Source organism: Streptomyces sp. NPDC001880 (genome assembly GCF_053594575.1).
On record NZ_JBSFET010000050.1, the window covers coordinates 12,369 to 24,792 of the forward strand.

The 12,424-nt window shown below is 69.1% G+C and carries 16 protein-coding genes and 1 pseudogene; 6 read left to right on the forward strand and 11 right to left on the reverse strand.

The features are described 5' to 3' along the window. Positions 1 to 190: 190 nt before the first annotated feature. The 4 genes from ACWCQ6_RS23955 to ACWCQ6_RS23970 all read right to left on the reverse strand — a co-directional run bounded on the left by ACWCQ6_RS23955 (position 191) and on the right by ACWCQ6_RS23970 (position 3,497). Entirely contained in the window at positions 191 to 982 is a 792-nt protein-coding gene (locus ACWCQ6_RS23955) for an ABC transporter permease (protein ID WP_451092325.1), read from the reverse strand. Then, positions 979 to 1,962: an ATP-binding cassette domain-containing protein gene (locus ACWCQ6_RS23960; RefSeq protein ID WP_451092327.1), complete on the reverse strand. Its 984-nt coding sequence runs from the start codon at positions 1,960 to 1,962 to the stop codon at positions 979 to 981. The genes ACWCQ6_RS23955 and ACWCQ6_RS23960 overlap by 4 nt, the downstream gene beginning before the upstream one ends. 97 nt (positions 1,963 to 2,059) lie before the next feature. Then, on the reverse strand, positions 2,060 to 2,905 hold the full coding sequence (locus ACWCQ6_RS23965; protein ID WP_451092329.1) for a DUF4097 family beta strand repeat-containing protein: 846 nt from the start codon (positions 2,903 to 2,905) through the stop codon (positions 2,060 to 2,062). A 76-nt stretch (positions 2,906 to 2,981) separates the two neighbouring features. Then, positions 2,982 to 3,497 (reverse strand): toxin-antitoxin system HicB family antitoxin, encoded by a 516-nt coding sequence (locus ACWCQ6_RS23970; protein ID WP_451092331.1) that lies wholly within the window; start codon positions 3,495 to 3,497, stop codon positions 2,982 to 2,984. Positions 3,498 to 4,092: 595 nt separating this feature from the next. Here ACWCQ6_RS23970 and ACWCQ6_RS23975 point away from each other — a divergent pair. Further along, on the forward strand, positions 4,093 to 4,365 hold the full coding sequence (locus tag ACWCQ6_RS23975) for a hypothetical protein (protein WP_451092332.1): 273 nt from the start codon (positions 4,093 to 4,095) through the stop codon (positions 4,363 to 4,365). A gap of 135 nt (positions 4,366 to 4,500) precedes the next feature. On the opposite strand, the pseudogene ACWCQ6_RS23980 reads toward ACWCQ6_RS23975, so the two are convergent. Then, positions 4,501 to 4,704: pseudogene (locus tag ACWCQ6_RS23980) on the reverse strand (hypothetical protein); the annotation flags it as partial. Positions 4,705 to 4,769: 65 nt separating this feature from the next. After that, entirely contained in the window at positions 4,770 to 5,261 is a 492-nt protein-coding gene (locus tag ACWCQ6_RS23985; protein ID WP_451092334.1) for a MarR family winged helix-turn-helix transcriptional regulator, read from the reverse strand. A 100-nt stretch (positions 5,262 to 5,361) separates the two neighbouring features. Between ACWCQ6_RS23985 and ACWCQ6_RS23990 the strand changes: the two genes are divergently transcribed. Further along, entirely contained in the window at positions 5,362 to 6,096 is a 735-nt protein-coding gene (locus ACWCQ6_RS23990; protein ID WP_451092336.1) for a dienelactone hydrolase family protein, read from the forward strand. Positions 6,097 to 6,348: 252 nt separating this feature from the next. Here ACWCQ6_RS23990 and hemC read toward each other — a convergent pair whose 3' ends face one another. From hemC to ACWCQ6_RS24015, 5 genes are all read right to left on the reverse strand, one after another. Further along, the gene (gene hemC / locus ACWCQ6_RS23995) at positions 6,349 to 7,284 is read right to left on the reverse strand and encodes a hydroxymethylbilane synthase (RefSeq protein WP_451092338.1); all 936 of its coding nucleotides are present in this window, start codon (positions 7,282 to 7,284) and stop codon (positions 6,349 to 6,351) included. Positions 7,285 to 7,443: 159 nt separating this feature from the next. Next, on the reverse strand, positions 7,444 to 7,707 hold the full coding sequence (locus ACWCQ6_RS24000) for a hypothetical protein (protein ID WP_451092340.1): 264 nt from the start codon (positions 7,705 to 7,707) through the stop codon (positions 7,444 to 7,446). After that, the gene (locus tag ACWCQ6_RS24005; RefSeq protein ID WP_451092342.1) at positions 7,708 to 7,950 is read right to left on the reverse strand and encodes a hypothetical protein; all 243 of its coding nucleotides are present in this window, start codon (positions 7,948 to 7,950) and stop codon (positions 7,708 to 7,710) included. It lies immediately after the preceding gene. Between the two features lie 89 nt (positions 7,951 to 8,039). Beyond that, positions 8,040 to 8,450 (reverse strand): VOC family protein, encoded by a 411-nt coding sequence (locus ACWCQ6_RS24010; RefSeq protein WP_451092344.1) that lies wholly within the window; start codon positions 8,448 to 8,450, stop codon positions 8,040 to 8,042. Positions 8,451 to 8,781: 331 nt separating this feature from the next. After that, the gene (locus ACWCQ6_RS24015) at positions 8,782 to 9,351 is read right to left on the reverse strand and encodes a helix-turn-helix domain-containing protein (protein WP_451092346.1); all 570 of its coding nucleotides are present in this window, start codon (positions 9,349 to 9,351) and stop codon (positions 8,782 to 8,784) included. A 126-nt stretch (positions 9,352 to 9,477) separates the two neighbouring features. On the opposite strand from ACWCQ6_RS24015, the gene def reads away from it, so the two are divergent. The 4 genes from def (at position 9,478) to ACWCQ6_RS24035 (ending at position 12,388) form a co-directional block, all read left to right on the forward strand. After that, positions 9,478 to 10,137 carry a peptide deformylase gene (gene def, locus ACWCQ6_RS24020; RefSeq protein ID WP_451092348.1) on the forward strand — a complete coding sequence of 220 codons (660 nt, stop codon included), beginning with the start codon at positions 9,478 to 9,480 and terminating at the stop codon, positions 10,135 to 10,137. A 401-nt stretch (positions 10,138 to 10,538) separates the two neighbouring features. Further along, complete coding sequence (locus ACWCQ6_RS24025; RefSeq protein ID WP_451092350.1) at positions 10,539 to 11,012, forward strand: carboxymuconolactone decarboxylase family protein; 474 nt, start codon at positions 10,539 to 10,541, stop codon at positions 11,010 to 11,012. 152 nt (positions 11,013 to 11,164) lie between these two features. Continuing rightward, entirely contained in the window at positions 11,165 to 12,088 is a 924-nt protein-coding gene (locus ACWCQ6_RS24030; RefSeq protein WP_451092352.1) for an RNA polymerase sigma-70 factor, read from the forward strand. 75 nt (positions 12,089 to 12,163) lie between these two features. Continuing rightward, entirely contained in the window at positions 12,164 to 12,388 is a 225-nt protein-coding gene (locus ACWCQ6_RS24035) for a hypothetical protein (RefSeq protein ID WP_451092354.1), read from the forward strand. The last annotated feature ends 36 nt before the right edge of the window (positions 12,389 to 12,424 follow it).

Genomic DNA, 12,424 nt, shown 5'->3' on the forward strand with positions numbered 1-12,424 from the left:
GCGCAGAAGCCTCGGTATCCACGGAGTCGTTCATATGGGCGGCTCACGGATGCATCACTCGCCGATGCGCCACTGCACGGCGGAGGCGTTCCAGACGCGTTCGACGCGCTCCGAACGCGGAAGACCGTGAACGCGAACGGGGCGGCGCACCCCGACGTGTGTCGGAGTGCGCCGCCCTCGGGCGTCCCGGTTACTTCGGGTCGCGGTTGAAGAGCGTCTTCGACCAGTAGTAGCCGAGCGCGGAGAGAGCCAGGCACCAGGCGATCGCGATCCATCCGTTGTTGCCGATCTCGCTGCCGAGCAGCAGGCCCCGCAGGGTCTCGATGGCGGGCGTGAAGGGCTGGTACTCGGCGATCGGCTGGAACCAGCCCGGCATCGCGTCGACCGGGACGAAGGCGCTGGAGATGAGCGGGAGGAAGATCAGCGGCATCGCGTTGTTGCCGGCCGCCTCGGCGTTCGGGCTGACCATGCCCATCCCGACGGCGATCCAGGTGAGTGCCAGGGCGAACAGTGCGAGCAGTCCGAATGCCGCGAGCCACTCCAGGGCGGTGGCGTCGGTGGAACGGAAGCCGATGGTCACGCCGACGGCGCCCACGAGAACCACGCTGGCGATCGACTGCAGCACGCTGCCGATGACGTGCCCGGTGATCACGGAGGTGCGGTGGATCGCCATCGTACGGAAGCGGGCGATGATGCCCTCGGTCATGTCGTTGGAGACGGACACGGCGGTTCCGATCGTGGTGCTGCCGATGGTCATCAGCAGCAGGCCCGGCACGAGGTAGGCGATGTACTCGGACCGGTCCGCAGCACCGCCGCCGATGCCCGCGCTCATCACGTCGCCGAAGATGTAGACGAAGAGCAGCAACAGCGTGATCGGCGTGAGCAGCAAATTCAGTGTGAGGGACGGGTAGCGCCGCGCGTGCAGGAGGTTGCGGCGCAGCATCGTCGACGAGTCGCGGACTACGAGGGAGAGAGAACTCATCGGACATCCTCCTTGGTCTTCTGGCTCGGCACGCCGGAGCCGGTCAGGGCGAAGAACACGTCATCGAGGTCGGGGGTGTGCACGGTCAGCTCGGCGGCCTCGATGCCGGCCGAGTCGAGCCAGTCGAGGATGGAGCGCAGCTCGCGCTGGCTGCCGTCGCTGGGGATCTGCAGCGACAGCGCCTCGTCGTCCCGGGTGGCCTCACTCAGCGCGTGGGCTGCAGACCGGTACACGGACGGGTCGGTGAAGCGGAGCCGGATGTGGCCGCCGGGGATCAGCCGTTTCAGCTCTTCCGCGGTGCCCTCGGCGGCGATCTTTCCGTTGTTGAGGACGGCGATGCGGTCGGCGAGTTCGTCGGCCTCGTCCAGGTACTGGGTGGTGAGGAAGACGGTGACACCGCCGGTGACCAGTTCGCGGATGATCTGCCACATGTTGTGGCGGGAGCGGGGGTCGAGGCCGGTGGTGGGTTCGTCGAGGAAGATGATCCGCGGGTTGCCGACCAGGGTCATGGCGATGTCGAGGCGGCGCTTCATACCGCCGGAGTAGGTGGAGGCGGGCTTCTTCGCCGCCTCGGTGAGGTCGAAGCGCTCCAGCAGCTCGGCAGCGATCCGCCGCCCCTCGTGCTTGGACAGGTGGTGCAGGTCCGCCATGAGGAGCATGTTCTCCTCGCCTGTGATCAGGCCGTCAACGGCGGAGAACTGCCCGGTGACGCCGATCGCCGCGCGTACCCCGTCCGGTGACGTGGCGACGTCGTGGCCCGCGACCTGGGCCCGGCCGCCATCGGCGGTGATGAGCGTGGAAAGGATCTTCACGACGGTCGTCTTGCCGGCGCCGTTGGGCCCGAGCAGCGCGAACACTGACCCGGCCGGGATGTGCAGATCAACGCCGTCGAGAACGGTCTTGTCGCCGTACGACTTGCGCAGACCGACAGCGGAGACAGCGTCGGACGACGCGTTACCGTCCCGATTGGACGTGGACATGACAGAAGAATGCACGGAGCCCTCCCTTTCGAAGGCTGAAGCGACTGGGGCTGAGGAGTGGGAGCGAGGTGGTACGCAGGGCCGGGTTGGCCAATGTTCAGGGGCGGGCTCGGCGTACGTCGATGTTGCCGTGGCGGGTCCGGGCGCGGACCTCGACGGTCTCCTCGGTCTCCTCCGGAGCCTCGGAGGAGGCGAGTGTGTTGCGTACCTGCCCGTGGGCGGAGTTGACGTCGAGCCAAGCGGCGGTGCCCTCGTGGATGCCGACCTCGATGGCGCCGTAAGAGGTCTCCAACTGGACCCTGCCACGGGCGACTTCGGCGACGCGGAGGGTGCCGTGGGCGGTGGTGGCGACCACCGATCCCCCGGCGCGCGTGATGTCGATGTCGCCGTTGGCGCCGCTCACCCGCAACTCGCCGGTCACGGTGCCGACGGTCGTGGTGCCGTGCGAGTTCTTGAGTACGGCGGGGCCGTCGACGCTGCCGACGCGCAGACTGCCGGAACTGGTGGCGATCTCGGCCATGCCTTCGACCCGGTCGACGGTGATCGAGCCGTGGGAGGCGGTCAGCTGGAGCGGCCCGGTCGTGTCGAGGCGGACGTCACCGGAGGAGACCTTCACACGAACCTCGCCGAGCCGGCCCTCGCCGAGCACCTGGGCCCAGGCGCCGCTCACGTCGACGTGCGAGCCCGTGGGCAGTTCGACCGTCACGTCGACGGTGCCGGTGCGCCCGAAGAGGTTGCGCTGCTTGGGCGTCCTGACGGTCAGGACGCCGCTCGCGTAAGTGACCTCGGTCTGGTCGGCCGACCGCACGTCCTGGTCCCGCTTCGGGTCGCGGGGCCGCACCTCGACGACCGTGTCGTGGCGGTCGCCCGCGCTGAACTGGATGGATCCGGCGTCCACGTGAGCGGTGGCCGAGATCGGTTCGGAAGTGTCGAAAGAAGGCATGGCTGTACCGTCCTCATGAGTCCTTGGGGCGTCCCCGCTGGTGGGACGTGGTGTGGGTGAAGTGCGGCGGGCGCCCTTAGCGCACCCAGCCCGTGAAGCCTTGACCGATGGTGCGGGTCCGCTCCGTCGTACGCGATGCGCCACCGCCGTCGACCGCGGCCGAAACGGCTCGGACCAGCCACGCGTTGACCGACAGACCCTCGCGGCTCGCGGCCTCCTCGGCGCGCGCCTTGAGGTGGGCCGGCAGACGCAGATTCACGCGGGCGGTGCCACCTTCGTCACCCTCTACGGGAGCCTGCGCCTTGAGCGGTTCGACGGGTGCGGCCGGCTCCGCGGGGCCGCCGCCGGCAGGCGGCAGCGTCACTACGAAGTCGGGGTCGAGACCGCGCAGCCGTACGTCGACCGAGCCGGGAGCGAGCTCTCGGGTGATCTCGTCCATCGCGGCGGAGAGCACGTTGAGCATGGTCAGACGGGTCGCCGACTCCAGCGGAGCGGTGAGCCGCTCGGCCAGCTCACGAGCATTTTCCCCGCCGGCTTCGGCGGCCACCGCGAGTTCACGGCGGAGAGTGTCGACATACGGGGTGAGGTCCATGGCGCCATCATGGCACCAATATGACACCGCCCGCAAGCCCCAATGGCACCCCCTCTGGGGCTGACCCAAGAAAACTCGCCTCGACCTGCGAAAATACAGAAATGAGCGAGCCGATCCAGTGTGGCACCACGCGTACTCACGCACCTCACGAGACACGACTTGGCATCACGTGGCACCAAGTGGCACTACTCGATGCCACTTGGTGCCACGCGGTGCCACTTGGCGTCACTTGGTGTCACTCGATGCCACTTGGCGCCATGCGATGGCGCCCGATTCAGATCAGCCCGCTCGGCAAGATCAGCGACTCCCCCGCCGGCTGAGACGCGCGGACTCGCCCGTGGCCGGGGCCCCGGCCACAAGGGGCGAGGGGCAGAGGGAGGAAGGGGCAGAGGGGCGAGCCCCGGCACTTGCGGTAGTCGTACTTGGACACGTATCGATGCCGCACCTGTTCGAAAATGAACGCGAACCATGCGCCGAACCACCCCAGAACAGGTCACTCGCATCCCGAACCCCTCCCCAGCACCCCCAAACCCCTGCCAGACTGGCCCCGGCCTCACCGCACCCCGTCGGCGGGGCCACCCCGGGGAGGTCTCCGATGACGTGCGGAAACTGCGGCGCAGCGGCCACCCAGGGCCCCGACGGGTCCTGGACCTGCAGCAACCAGTGCGGCTGGTCGTCCACCGCACCCGGCCCCGCCATGACCCCCGAGATCACCACCACCAGATGCCGCGGCTGCGACGCCGAGATCCACGGCCTCAACGGCAGATACGCATGCGGCCTCTGCGGATGGTCCAACCACTGGGACGAAGGACACCAACCGCTCCCCGCCGCGGGCGACCCTCACAGGGGTACCGACAACCTGCGGTAGAGCGACCATGCGGCTCAACTCATGGCCGGTCCGGGCCGGTGCGGGCCGGTGCGCGCCTGCCAGGCCCGTCTCGTAGGCGACGATCACCAGTTGCGCGCGGTGGCGTGCCCGGAGCTTGACCAGCAGCCTTCCGATGTGCGTCTTGACCAGGGCGAGGCTCAGGTGCAGGTGCTCCGCCAGTTCTGTATCGGACAGGCCGCAGGCGATCAGGCCAGGCCCTCCGGCTCTCGATCGGTGACGCCCAGCGGACGCGGCTGCTGCGGGCCGGGTTTCGGGAGTGGTGGCACGCGGCCGGAGGGCCATATCCCTGACCCTGTCCTGACCGCCCTGTCCGGGCATCGGACCAGCGGCCGGCTTTCGGCGTCAGACCTGGGTATGGCGTGCGGCGCCGGTCGGCCGAAGTGTCAGGAGGTACGGGTGTGGTGGTCCAGCAGACGGATGAGCAAGCGCACGAACTGGTCTCGTTCGGCCGGGCTCAGCGGCGCGAGCAGTTCGTCGTCGAGCTCGTCCAGGACCTTGTCGAGGAGGCGCAGGTGGCGGCGGCCCCGGGCAGAGATCGTGATGATGTTGCGGCGCCGGTCGACGGGGTCCGGTTCCCTCTCGACGAGGTGACGCCCGGCCAGTTCGTCGAGCACGCCGACCATGTCGCTGCGGTGGATGCCGGAGCGCCTGCTCAGCTCCGCCTGGCTGCCCGGCCCATACTCCTCCAGCGAGGCGAGCACGGCGTAGTGCCACTTGCGGGCGTCGGTCCGGGCCAGCCCCTCGGTGATCAGCCGGTCCGACCGCATGGTCAGCTGCGACAGCAGTCGGCTCGCCCGTCGACGCAGCCTGTCGGGCGTCCTGAGCGCGCTGTCGTCGGGTATGTCCGCGGTTTCGGCCCTGATCACGGCACCCATCCTACCGATTGCGTTAGTGCGACCAACGATGTACGTTCCTTCACGCCAAAAACGTTGGTGAAACCAACATTGATTGAGTGGACTCCAAGGACGGAATATCTTGCCCACCAAGACAGTGCAGATTCCCACCGCGGACGGCCTGGCCGACGCTTTCGTCGCCTTCCCCGACGGAGGCGGGCAGCACCCCGGCGTGCTGCTGTACGCGGATGCCTTCGGCATCCGGCCCGTGCTGCGGGAGTTGGCCGGCGAACTGGCCGGGCACGGTTACTACGTGCTCGTCCCCAACTTCTTCTACCGGCACGGCCCGGCACCGGTGATCGAGCTTCCCGAGCACATCGGAGAAGAGGCCCGGCCCGCGATCATCGGCCGGCTGATGCCCTTGATCGAGGAGCACACCGCCGAACGTGTCCTGAGCGACGCCGACGCCTACCTCGGGTTCCTCACCGCCCAGCCCGAGGTCGGCGCCGGACCGGTCGCGGTGACCGGCTACTGCATCGGCGGCCTCCTGGCGATGCGCACCGCCGCGGCCCACCCCGGTCAGGTGGCCGCAGTCGCCGCATTCCACGGCCCTGTGGGCGCCGACGGGCCCGGCCTCTTCTCCAAACTCACCGCCCAGGTCCACCTCGGCCATGCCGAATCCGACCTGACGCCCGAGACGCTCGGCGAGCTCAACCGGGCCCTGGATGCCGCAGGTGTCGACTACACCTCCGAGATCTACCCCGGCACCGTCCACGGCTTCACCATGTCCGACACCGACGCCTTCAGCCCCTCCGGGATGCAGCACCACTGGGACCGTCTGCTCCCCCTCCTGGACCGTACCCTGTCCAGGAACTGACGCTCCGGCAGCTCGATCAGTCGGCGGCCGACGGGCGGATTGTGCCCAGTTGGAGCCGGTCGTGGCCGAGATCCGTACGTCCCTGCCCGGAGCCACCTCAACACTCACGAGAAGCATGAGGAGCCCGTAGGCGAAAAAGGCCGATCCGGCCTACCCTTCCTGGAGTCTTCGCAGTACCCGCGCGAGCGGCGGTGCTGACCCCCGCCCGTATCCGATGCCGTCGGCGGCGGACGCACTTCGGACGAAGCGGCGTCAGTGCGCGATGCCGTCGATCAGCTCGCGTGCGCCTTGGCGCAGCAGGCTGACGGCGACCGAGGTGCCGAGGGTGGCGGGGTCGAGGGGGCCGGCCCATTCGTGGGCGTTGAGGACGGTCTTGCCGTCGGGGGTGAAGACCTTGGCCCGGAGGGACAGTTCGCCGTTGCCTTCGACCTGGGCGTATCCGGCGATGGGGCTGTTGCAGTGGCCTTGGAGGACGTGAAGGAACATCCGCTCGGCGGTGGTCTCGCGGTACGTGGCGGGGTGGCCGAGTGGACTGACGGCGTCGATCAGGGCGGTGTCGCCCTCGCGGCACTGCAGGGCCAGGATGCCGGCTCCGATGGGCGGGCACATCACCTCGATCGGCAGGATCTCGGTGATCACGTCGGTGCGGTCGATGCGTTCGAGTCCGGCGACGGCCAGGAGCAGGGCGTCGGCCTCGCCTGCGGCGAGCTTTTCCAGGCGGCGGTTGGCGTTGCCGCGCATCGGTACGCATTCCAGATGCGGGTGGGATGCGGCCAGTTGAGCGATGCGGCGTACGGAGGAGGTGCCGATCCGGGTGCCGGGCGGGAGCTGGTCGAGGCTCAGGCCGTCGGGGTGGATAAGTGCGTCGCGGATGTCGTCGCGTTCGAGGAAGGCGGCGAAGGTGGTCCCGGCGGGCAGGGGGCGGTCGGCGGGGATGTCCTTGACGCAGTGCACCGCGAGGTCGGCTTCCCCGGCGAGCAGTGCCTGGTCGACCTCCTTGGTGAACGCGCCCTTGCCTTCGACCTGGGCGAGGTCGCCCATCCATTTGTCACCTGTCGTCTTGACCGGGACGACTTCGGTGGCGGTGGTGGGGTGGAGTGCGGCCAGCTCGGCACGGACGCGCTCCACCTGGGCGAGGGCCATGGGCGAGTCGCGGGACACGATACGGATCAGCTCAGGGGCGGACATACCGCTCACGATAGACCGTCAGGTACGGGTTACGGCGAGCACCTCGGACGCCCATGTCGCGGGATTGGCAAGCAAGTTGGCTTGATCGGGCAGGTGTGCGAGGAAAACGCGTGACGGAGCGCGGCATTCCGAGCAGGAGCAGGGTCGGGGCCGGACCATTCACCCTTCGGTATCGATCGCGCGTCCACGTACCAGGGGGAGGAAGACCTCGTCCACGATCTCCGTCAGCACCTCGTCGGGGACCTCGGGCAGGCCGAGCAGGGCGTATTCGCCCCGCAGCAGCATCATCGGCACCGATGCCACGCGCGGATGCGCCGCACCGTCCGACGCCTCGCCCCGGGCCACGGCGCGCTCCAGCAGTGTCAGCCACGCCGCGTCCGTATCGCTGCCACCCGCCTGCTCCGGAGCCGCCTTCGGTATCAATTACGACACCGGTTTCACCTCCGGCGGGACCACGACCCACGAACCGTTCCTCCCGGACATTGTCCAGCGTGAGATGCGGGAGATCCGCGCGGACCTGCACTGCGACGCGGTCCGCATCACCGGCGGGCCGGTCCTGGCCGCGAACGTGTCGCCCGCCTCGACGCCGAGGTCGGCGAGGTCCACCGGCTCGGCGGTGCCGTCGATGACGACGACGTCGCGCGTCGGCCCGAGGCTGAGTCGCACCCGGTCGCCCGCCAGCAGGTTGCGGCCCGACGGCCGGTGCTTCTTGATTCCTGATCGGTCCTGCCGCCCCGGTCGCCTGCGTCGAACGCTCAGCGCAGTTCCTGAAGGCGGACCAGGTTGCCCGCGGGGTCGCGGAAGGCGCAGTCGCGGATGCCGTACGGCTGCTCGGTCGGCTCCTGCACGACCTCGGCGCCGCCTGCCCGCAGTTGGTCGAAGGTGCCGTCGAGGTCCCGGGTGGCCAGCAGGATCCAGCCGTAGGTGCCCTTGGCCATCATCTCGGCGATGGTCCGGCGCTCGTCCTCGGTGACCCCGGGGTCGGCGGCCGGCGGGGCCAGGAGGATGGACGTGCTGGGCTGGTCGGCGGGGCCTACCGTGATCCAGCGCATCTTGCCCTGCCCGACGTCGTTGCGGACTTCGAAGCCGAGGATGTCGCGGTAGAAGGCCAGGGACTCGTCCGGGTCGTCGTGCGGGAGAACGCTCGTGTGAATGGTGATGTCCATAACGATCATGCTAGGGTCTTTCGTCCGGATCAGGCCGGGCCAGCGGGGCCTGGCACGTACGCGCGCCGCATTGTCCTTGCCGTCGTGAGCCGGGGCGGCGACGTGGCGCACGAAGCGGTGCGCACTCGCGCCACCGAGGTGCGGACCGGCTGAGCGGCCCGTCCGTCCGGAGAACCGTGCGCGGAGGAGGGCGTACGCGTACGCCCTCCTCCTGACCACCGGCCCGGATCGCACGGGCGCCCCCGGCTCACTGCCGACAAGGCGGAATCGACTCGAACCCGAGATGCTCGACCCGACCCGAAACGCTCGGCATCGGGCACGCGGATCCGGCTCAGGGCTGCTCGGTCAGCAGGGGGAACAGCCTGGTGACCGCGGCGACCGCCACAGCGTCTGCCGGGCGGGCCGCGGGGCGCTGGTCCCGTTCGCGGTAGTCGGCCAGCAGGAGGCGGATGGAGGCGGCGAGTTCGGTCATCTCCGCCGGAGTGAGGTGGACGACGGCACTGAAGGACTCGTCGTGCTGCCACTCGGCCGGTGCTTGGTCCCGGTGGGCCAGCCAGCGCTGGTAACTCTCGTCCTCCAACCCGCGTGCGAGCACGTCGAACTGTTCCGGTGCCTCCTGACCGGAGGGTTGGGGGGACTCCCAGCAAAGTCGCCACGGTCGCGCCCGCCCGCCCTCGTGCGGCACTTCCTCGATGAGGCCGTGCCGGGCGAGCTGGCGCAGGTGGAAGGAGCAGAGGCCGGAGCTGTGGCCGAGCCTGGCAGCGGCCTGCGTGGACGTGACAGTGCCGACCTCGGCAAGGAGGTCCAGCAGGGCGACGCGTACGGGATGGTCCGGGAGGGACTGCCGGGCGCGTCGCGACGGCGGTCCCGCGGGTGCCGATTGACGGTTTTCATCGCTCACTTTGCAAAGGATGCTACTTTGCAAAGCATTCGGTCAAGTCGACAGTGACCGACCGAAGTTCGGAGTTCGGAGCACCGAGTACGGCCCCTGGCCGGCTCGGGGACGCACGGAAGGCGTTGGTGATCCATGGCTGTTCGGTTCGGTGACACCCCGCACGACCGCCGGGTCCGCGTGCAGGGCGAACCCGTCGAGCCCTATCCGAGGCTCGCGCCGGAGGTGGAACGGGGTGCGGTGCGTCGTATCACCGTCGTCGGGGAGGAGATTCTGCGTCGTCGGTGCCGGGAGGTCACCCGGTTCGGCACACCGGAGCTCTCGCGGCTGGTGGACGACATGTTCGCCACGAACCAGGTGGCGGAGGGCGCGGGTCTCGCCGCCAACCAGGTCGACGTGGATCTGCAGCTGTTCGTGTGGGACATCACGGACGAGTGGGGGGTGCGCCATGTCGGGCACATCGCCAATCCCGTCCTGGACGAGGTGCCGGCCGGGGATCGCAGGCTGGTCGAGGAATCCGAGGGGTGCCTGTCCGTTCCAGGCCCGTTCCGTGTGGTGCCCCGTCTCGACCGTGCCGTCGTACGGGGCCGCGACAAGGACGGCGCACCCCTGGTGATCGAGGGCCGGGGCTACTTCGCCCGGTGCCTGCAGCACGAGACGGACCACCTGCGCGGCCACCTCTATCTGGACCGGCTTGCCCAGCGGGAACGGAAGGCGGCCCTGCGCGAGATGGCCGAGTCCAAGGACAGGATGTTCGCCCGGCGTGCCGCCCTGGCCACGAAGCTGGGCAAATGAATCCGCTCGCACCTTTCTGCCATGACACACATAAACGCAGGTCAGAGCGGTGCATAGGTACATGCATGACTGACCATCGGCGCATGACGGCCAGGCGTTCCGTACGGCGTCTTCGAGAGCTCATGGTTGATCCACGGCGCCCCGCACCGCACGGTCCCCTGACTGAAACTGCGCGACGACGACAGCCTCGACGTCCAGTAGAGGTTGAGGCGGGCGTCGGGCCGTCGACGGGACAGCCCCTACGAGCGACTCCGTCGGCGATCAGGTGGTGAGGAGCGCGCCGATCTCCTCGGCGGGGGCGGAGGAGAGGCAGAGATACAGGTCACATCCGTCCGTGTCACAGGGGGCCGAGCTGTCTCGTCTCAAGGGTGTAGCCACTGACGACCACGGAGGAGCACACCATGGACGCGCGACTGAACTACTTCGCCAGCCCGACCGCCGGCAAGGCCTTCAAGCACCTCATGTCGGCGGGGAAGGCGCTCAAGGACTCGCCGCTGCCCGCCGCGACGCAGGAGCTGGTGGCGCTGCGTGTGAGCCAGATCAACGGCTGTGCCTTCTGTATCGACATGCACACCAAGGACGCGGCCGCTGCCGGCGAAACCTCGGTGCGGTTGCATCTGGTGGCGGCGTGGCGGGAGGCCACGGTGTTCACCGAGGCCGAGCGGGCCGCACTGGAGCTGGCGGAGCAGGGGACCCGGATCGCGGACGGGGCAGGCGGGATCAGCAACGAGGTGTGGGCCGCCGCCACCAAGCACTACGACGAGGAGCAGCTCACCTCCCTGGTGCTCCTGGTCTCCTTCATGAACACGGCGAACCGGCTGAACGTCATCGCCCAGCAGCCGGCCGGCTCCTACGAGCCCGGCCAGTTCCACTGAGTGGTCTCAGTCACTGGGCCGGGCTCGGGGGCAATACAGCCAGGGCGTGTTTCGTTTGGATCAGGCCGGGCTCGCGGGGTCCGGCAGCCCGCCGGTGGCCCGGCCCGGTCGCGGGGGCTGCCTGCATTGGCGAGTTGGGGAGTTGAGTCGGTATGAGCAAGGTCGAGGAGTTCGAGGAGCTGCGGCCGCTGCTGTTCTCGATTGCCTACCGGATTCTGGGCAGTGTGAGCGAGGCCGAGGACGCGGTGCAGGAGACGTGGCTGCGCTTCGACGGTTCGACGACCCGGCCCACGTCGACCAAGGCCTTTCTGTCGGCCGCGGTGACCCGGATCTCGATCGATGTGCTGCGCTCCGCGCGGTTCCGGCGGGAGGAGTACGTCGGGCCGTGGTTTCCCGAGCCGCTGCTGAGCGATCCGTACCAGGATCCGGCGCGGTCGGTGGAGCTGGCCGACTCGGTTTCGATGGCGGCGCTGTTGCTGCTGGAGCGGCTCAGCCCGCTGGAGCGGGCGGTGTTCCTGCTGCGGGAGGTGTTCGCGTTCGGGTTCGACGAGGTCGCGTCGGCGGTGGGGCGTTCCGAGGCGGCGTGCCGGCAGCTGCTGGTACGGGCACGGCGGCACATGGAGGCCGGACGGCCGCGGTTCGCGGCGGACTCCCAGGAGCGACGGGAGTTGGCGACGCGGTTCTTCGACGCGCTGAAGAACGGCGATGTGGGCGGGCTGCAGAATCTGCTGGCCGCCGATGTGCAGCTGGTCGGGGACGGCGGCAGCAAGGCCCCGCAGCTGGCAAAGGCCGTCGTGGGTGCGGAGAAGGTGGCCCGGCTGCTGGGCACGGCCTTCCCCTGGCTGTTCCGGATCGGCGTGACGTGCGAGCCGCACGAGGTCAACGGCCAGCCCGGCGCGGTCTTCCGCGACCGGGACGGCAGAGTTCTGAACACCATGGTTCTTGAGGTGCTCGACGGCAGGATTCAGACCGTCCGCGGGGTGATCAACCCCGACAAGCTCGGCCACCTCGGGCCGGTCGCCGACGCCTGGGCCGTCGACCGTGAGGTGAAGCGGGTCCGCCGGCAGATGAACTGACCTCGGCTGCGGCAGCTGCGGCGGAATCGTCCGACTGGTGCGTACTGCGGAAGACCGCCTTCGGTAACCGGCACAGTGCCTGCACTTCTTCGCCGCGCCCTACGACGCGGCCGACACCCCCACTGGTACCGGCGAGAGCACCGTCCCCGGAACTCATCGTTCGCGCACCGGTTCAGCCGGTACCAGAAGTCCGGCATCCTCAACGGCGAGCGGTTCGAGGGCGAGGGCCGCAAGACCACCCAGTTCATCCGGACGCCGGTCGGCTGGAGGATGAGCTCGATGGCCTGGGACGACGTGTAGACGACGTGCGGGGGGGTGCGACCGGGAACGCCCGGG

Coding starts and splice junctions, on each gene's coding strand:
- ACWCQ6_RS23955 (WP_451092325.1), bottom strand. CDS start 982: ATGAGTTCTCTCTCCCTCGTAGTCCGCGACTCGTCGACGATGCTGCGC.
- ACWCQ6_RS23960 (WP_451092327.1), bottom strand. CDS start 1,962: ATGTCCACGTCCAATCGGGACGGTAACGCGTCGTCCGACGCTGTCTCC.
- ACWCQ6_RS23965 (WP_451092329.1), bottom strand. CDS start 2,905: ATGCCTTCTTTCGACACTTCCGAACCGATCTCGGCCACCGCTCACGTG.
- ACWCQ6_RS23970 (WP_451092331.1), bottom strand. CDS start 3,497: ATGGACCTCACCCCGTATGTCGACACTCTCCGCCGTGAACTCGCGGTG.
- ACWCQ6_RS23975 (WP_451092332.1), top strand. CDS start 4,093: ATGACGTGCGGAAACTGCGGCGCAGCGGCCACCCAGGGCCCCGACGGG.
- ACWCQ6_RS23985 (WP_451092334.1), bottom strand. CDS start 5,261: ATGGGTGCCGTGATCAGGGCCGAAACCGCGGACATACCCGACGACAGC.
- hemC (WP_451092338.1), bottom strand. CDS start 7,284: ATGTCCGCCCCTGAGCTGATCCGTATCGTGTCCCGCGACTCGCCCATG.
- ACWCQ6_RS24010 (WP_451092344.1), bottom strand. CDS start 8,450: ATGGACATCACCATTCACACGAGCGTTCTCCCGCACGACGACCCGGAC.
- def (WP_451092348.1), top strand. CDS start 9,478: ATGGCTGTTCGGTTCGGTGACACCCCGCACGACCGCCGGGTCCGCGTG.
- ACWCQ6_RS24025 (WP_451092350.1), top strand. CDS start 10,539: ATGGACGCGCGACTGAACTACTTCGCCAGCCCGACCGCCGGCAAGGCC.
- ACWCQ6_RS24030 (WP_451092352.1), top strand. CDS start 11,165: ATGAGCAAGGTCGAGGAGTTCGAGGAGCTGCGGCCGCTGCTGTTCTCG.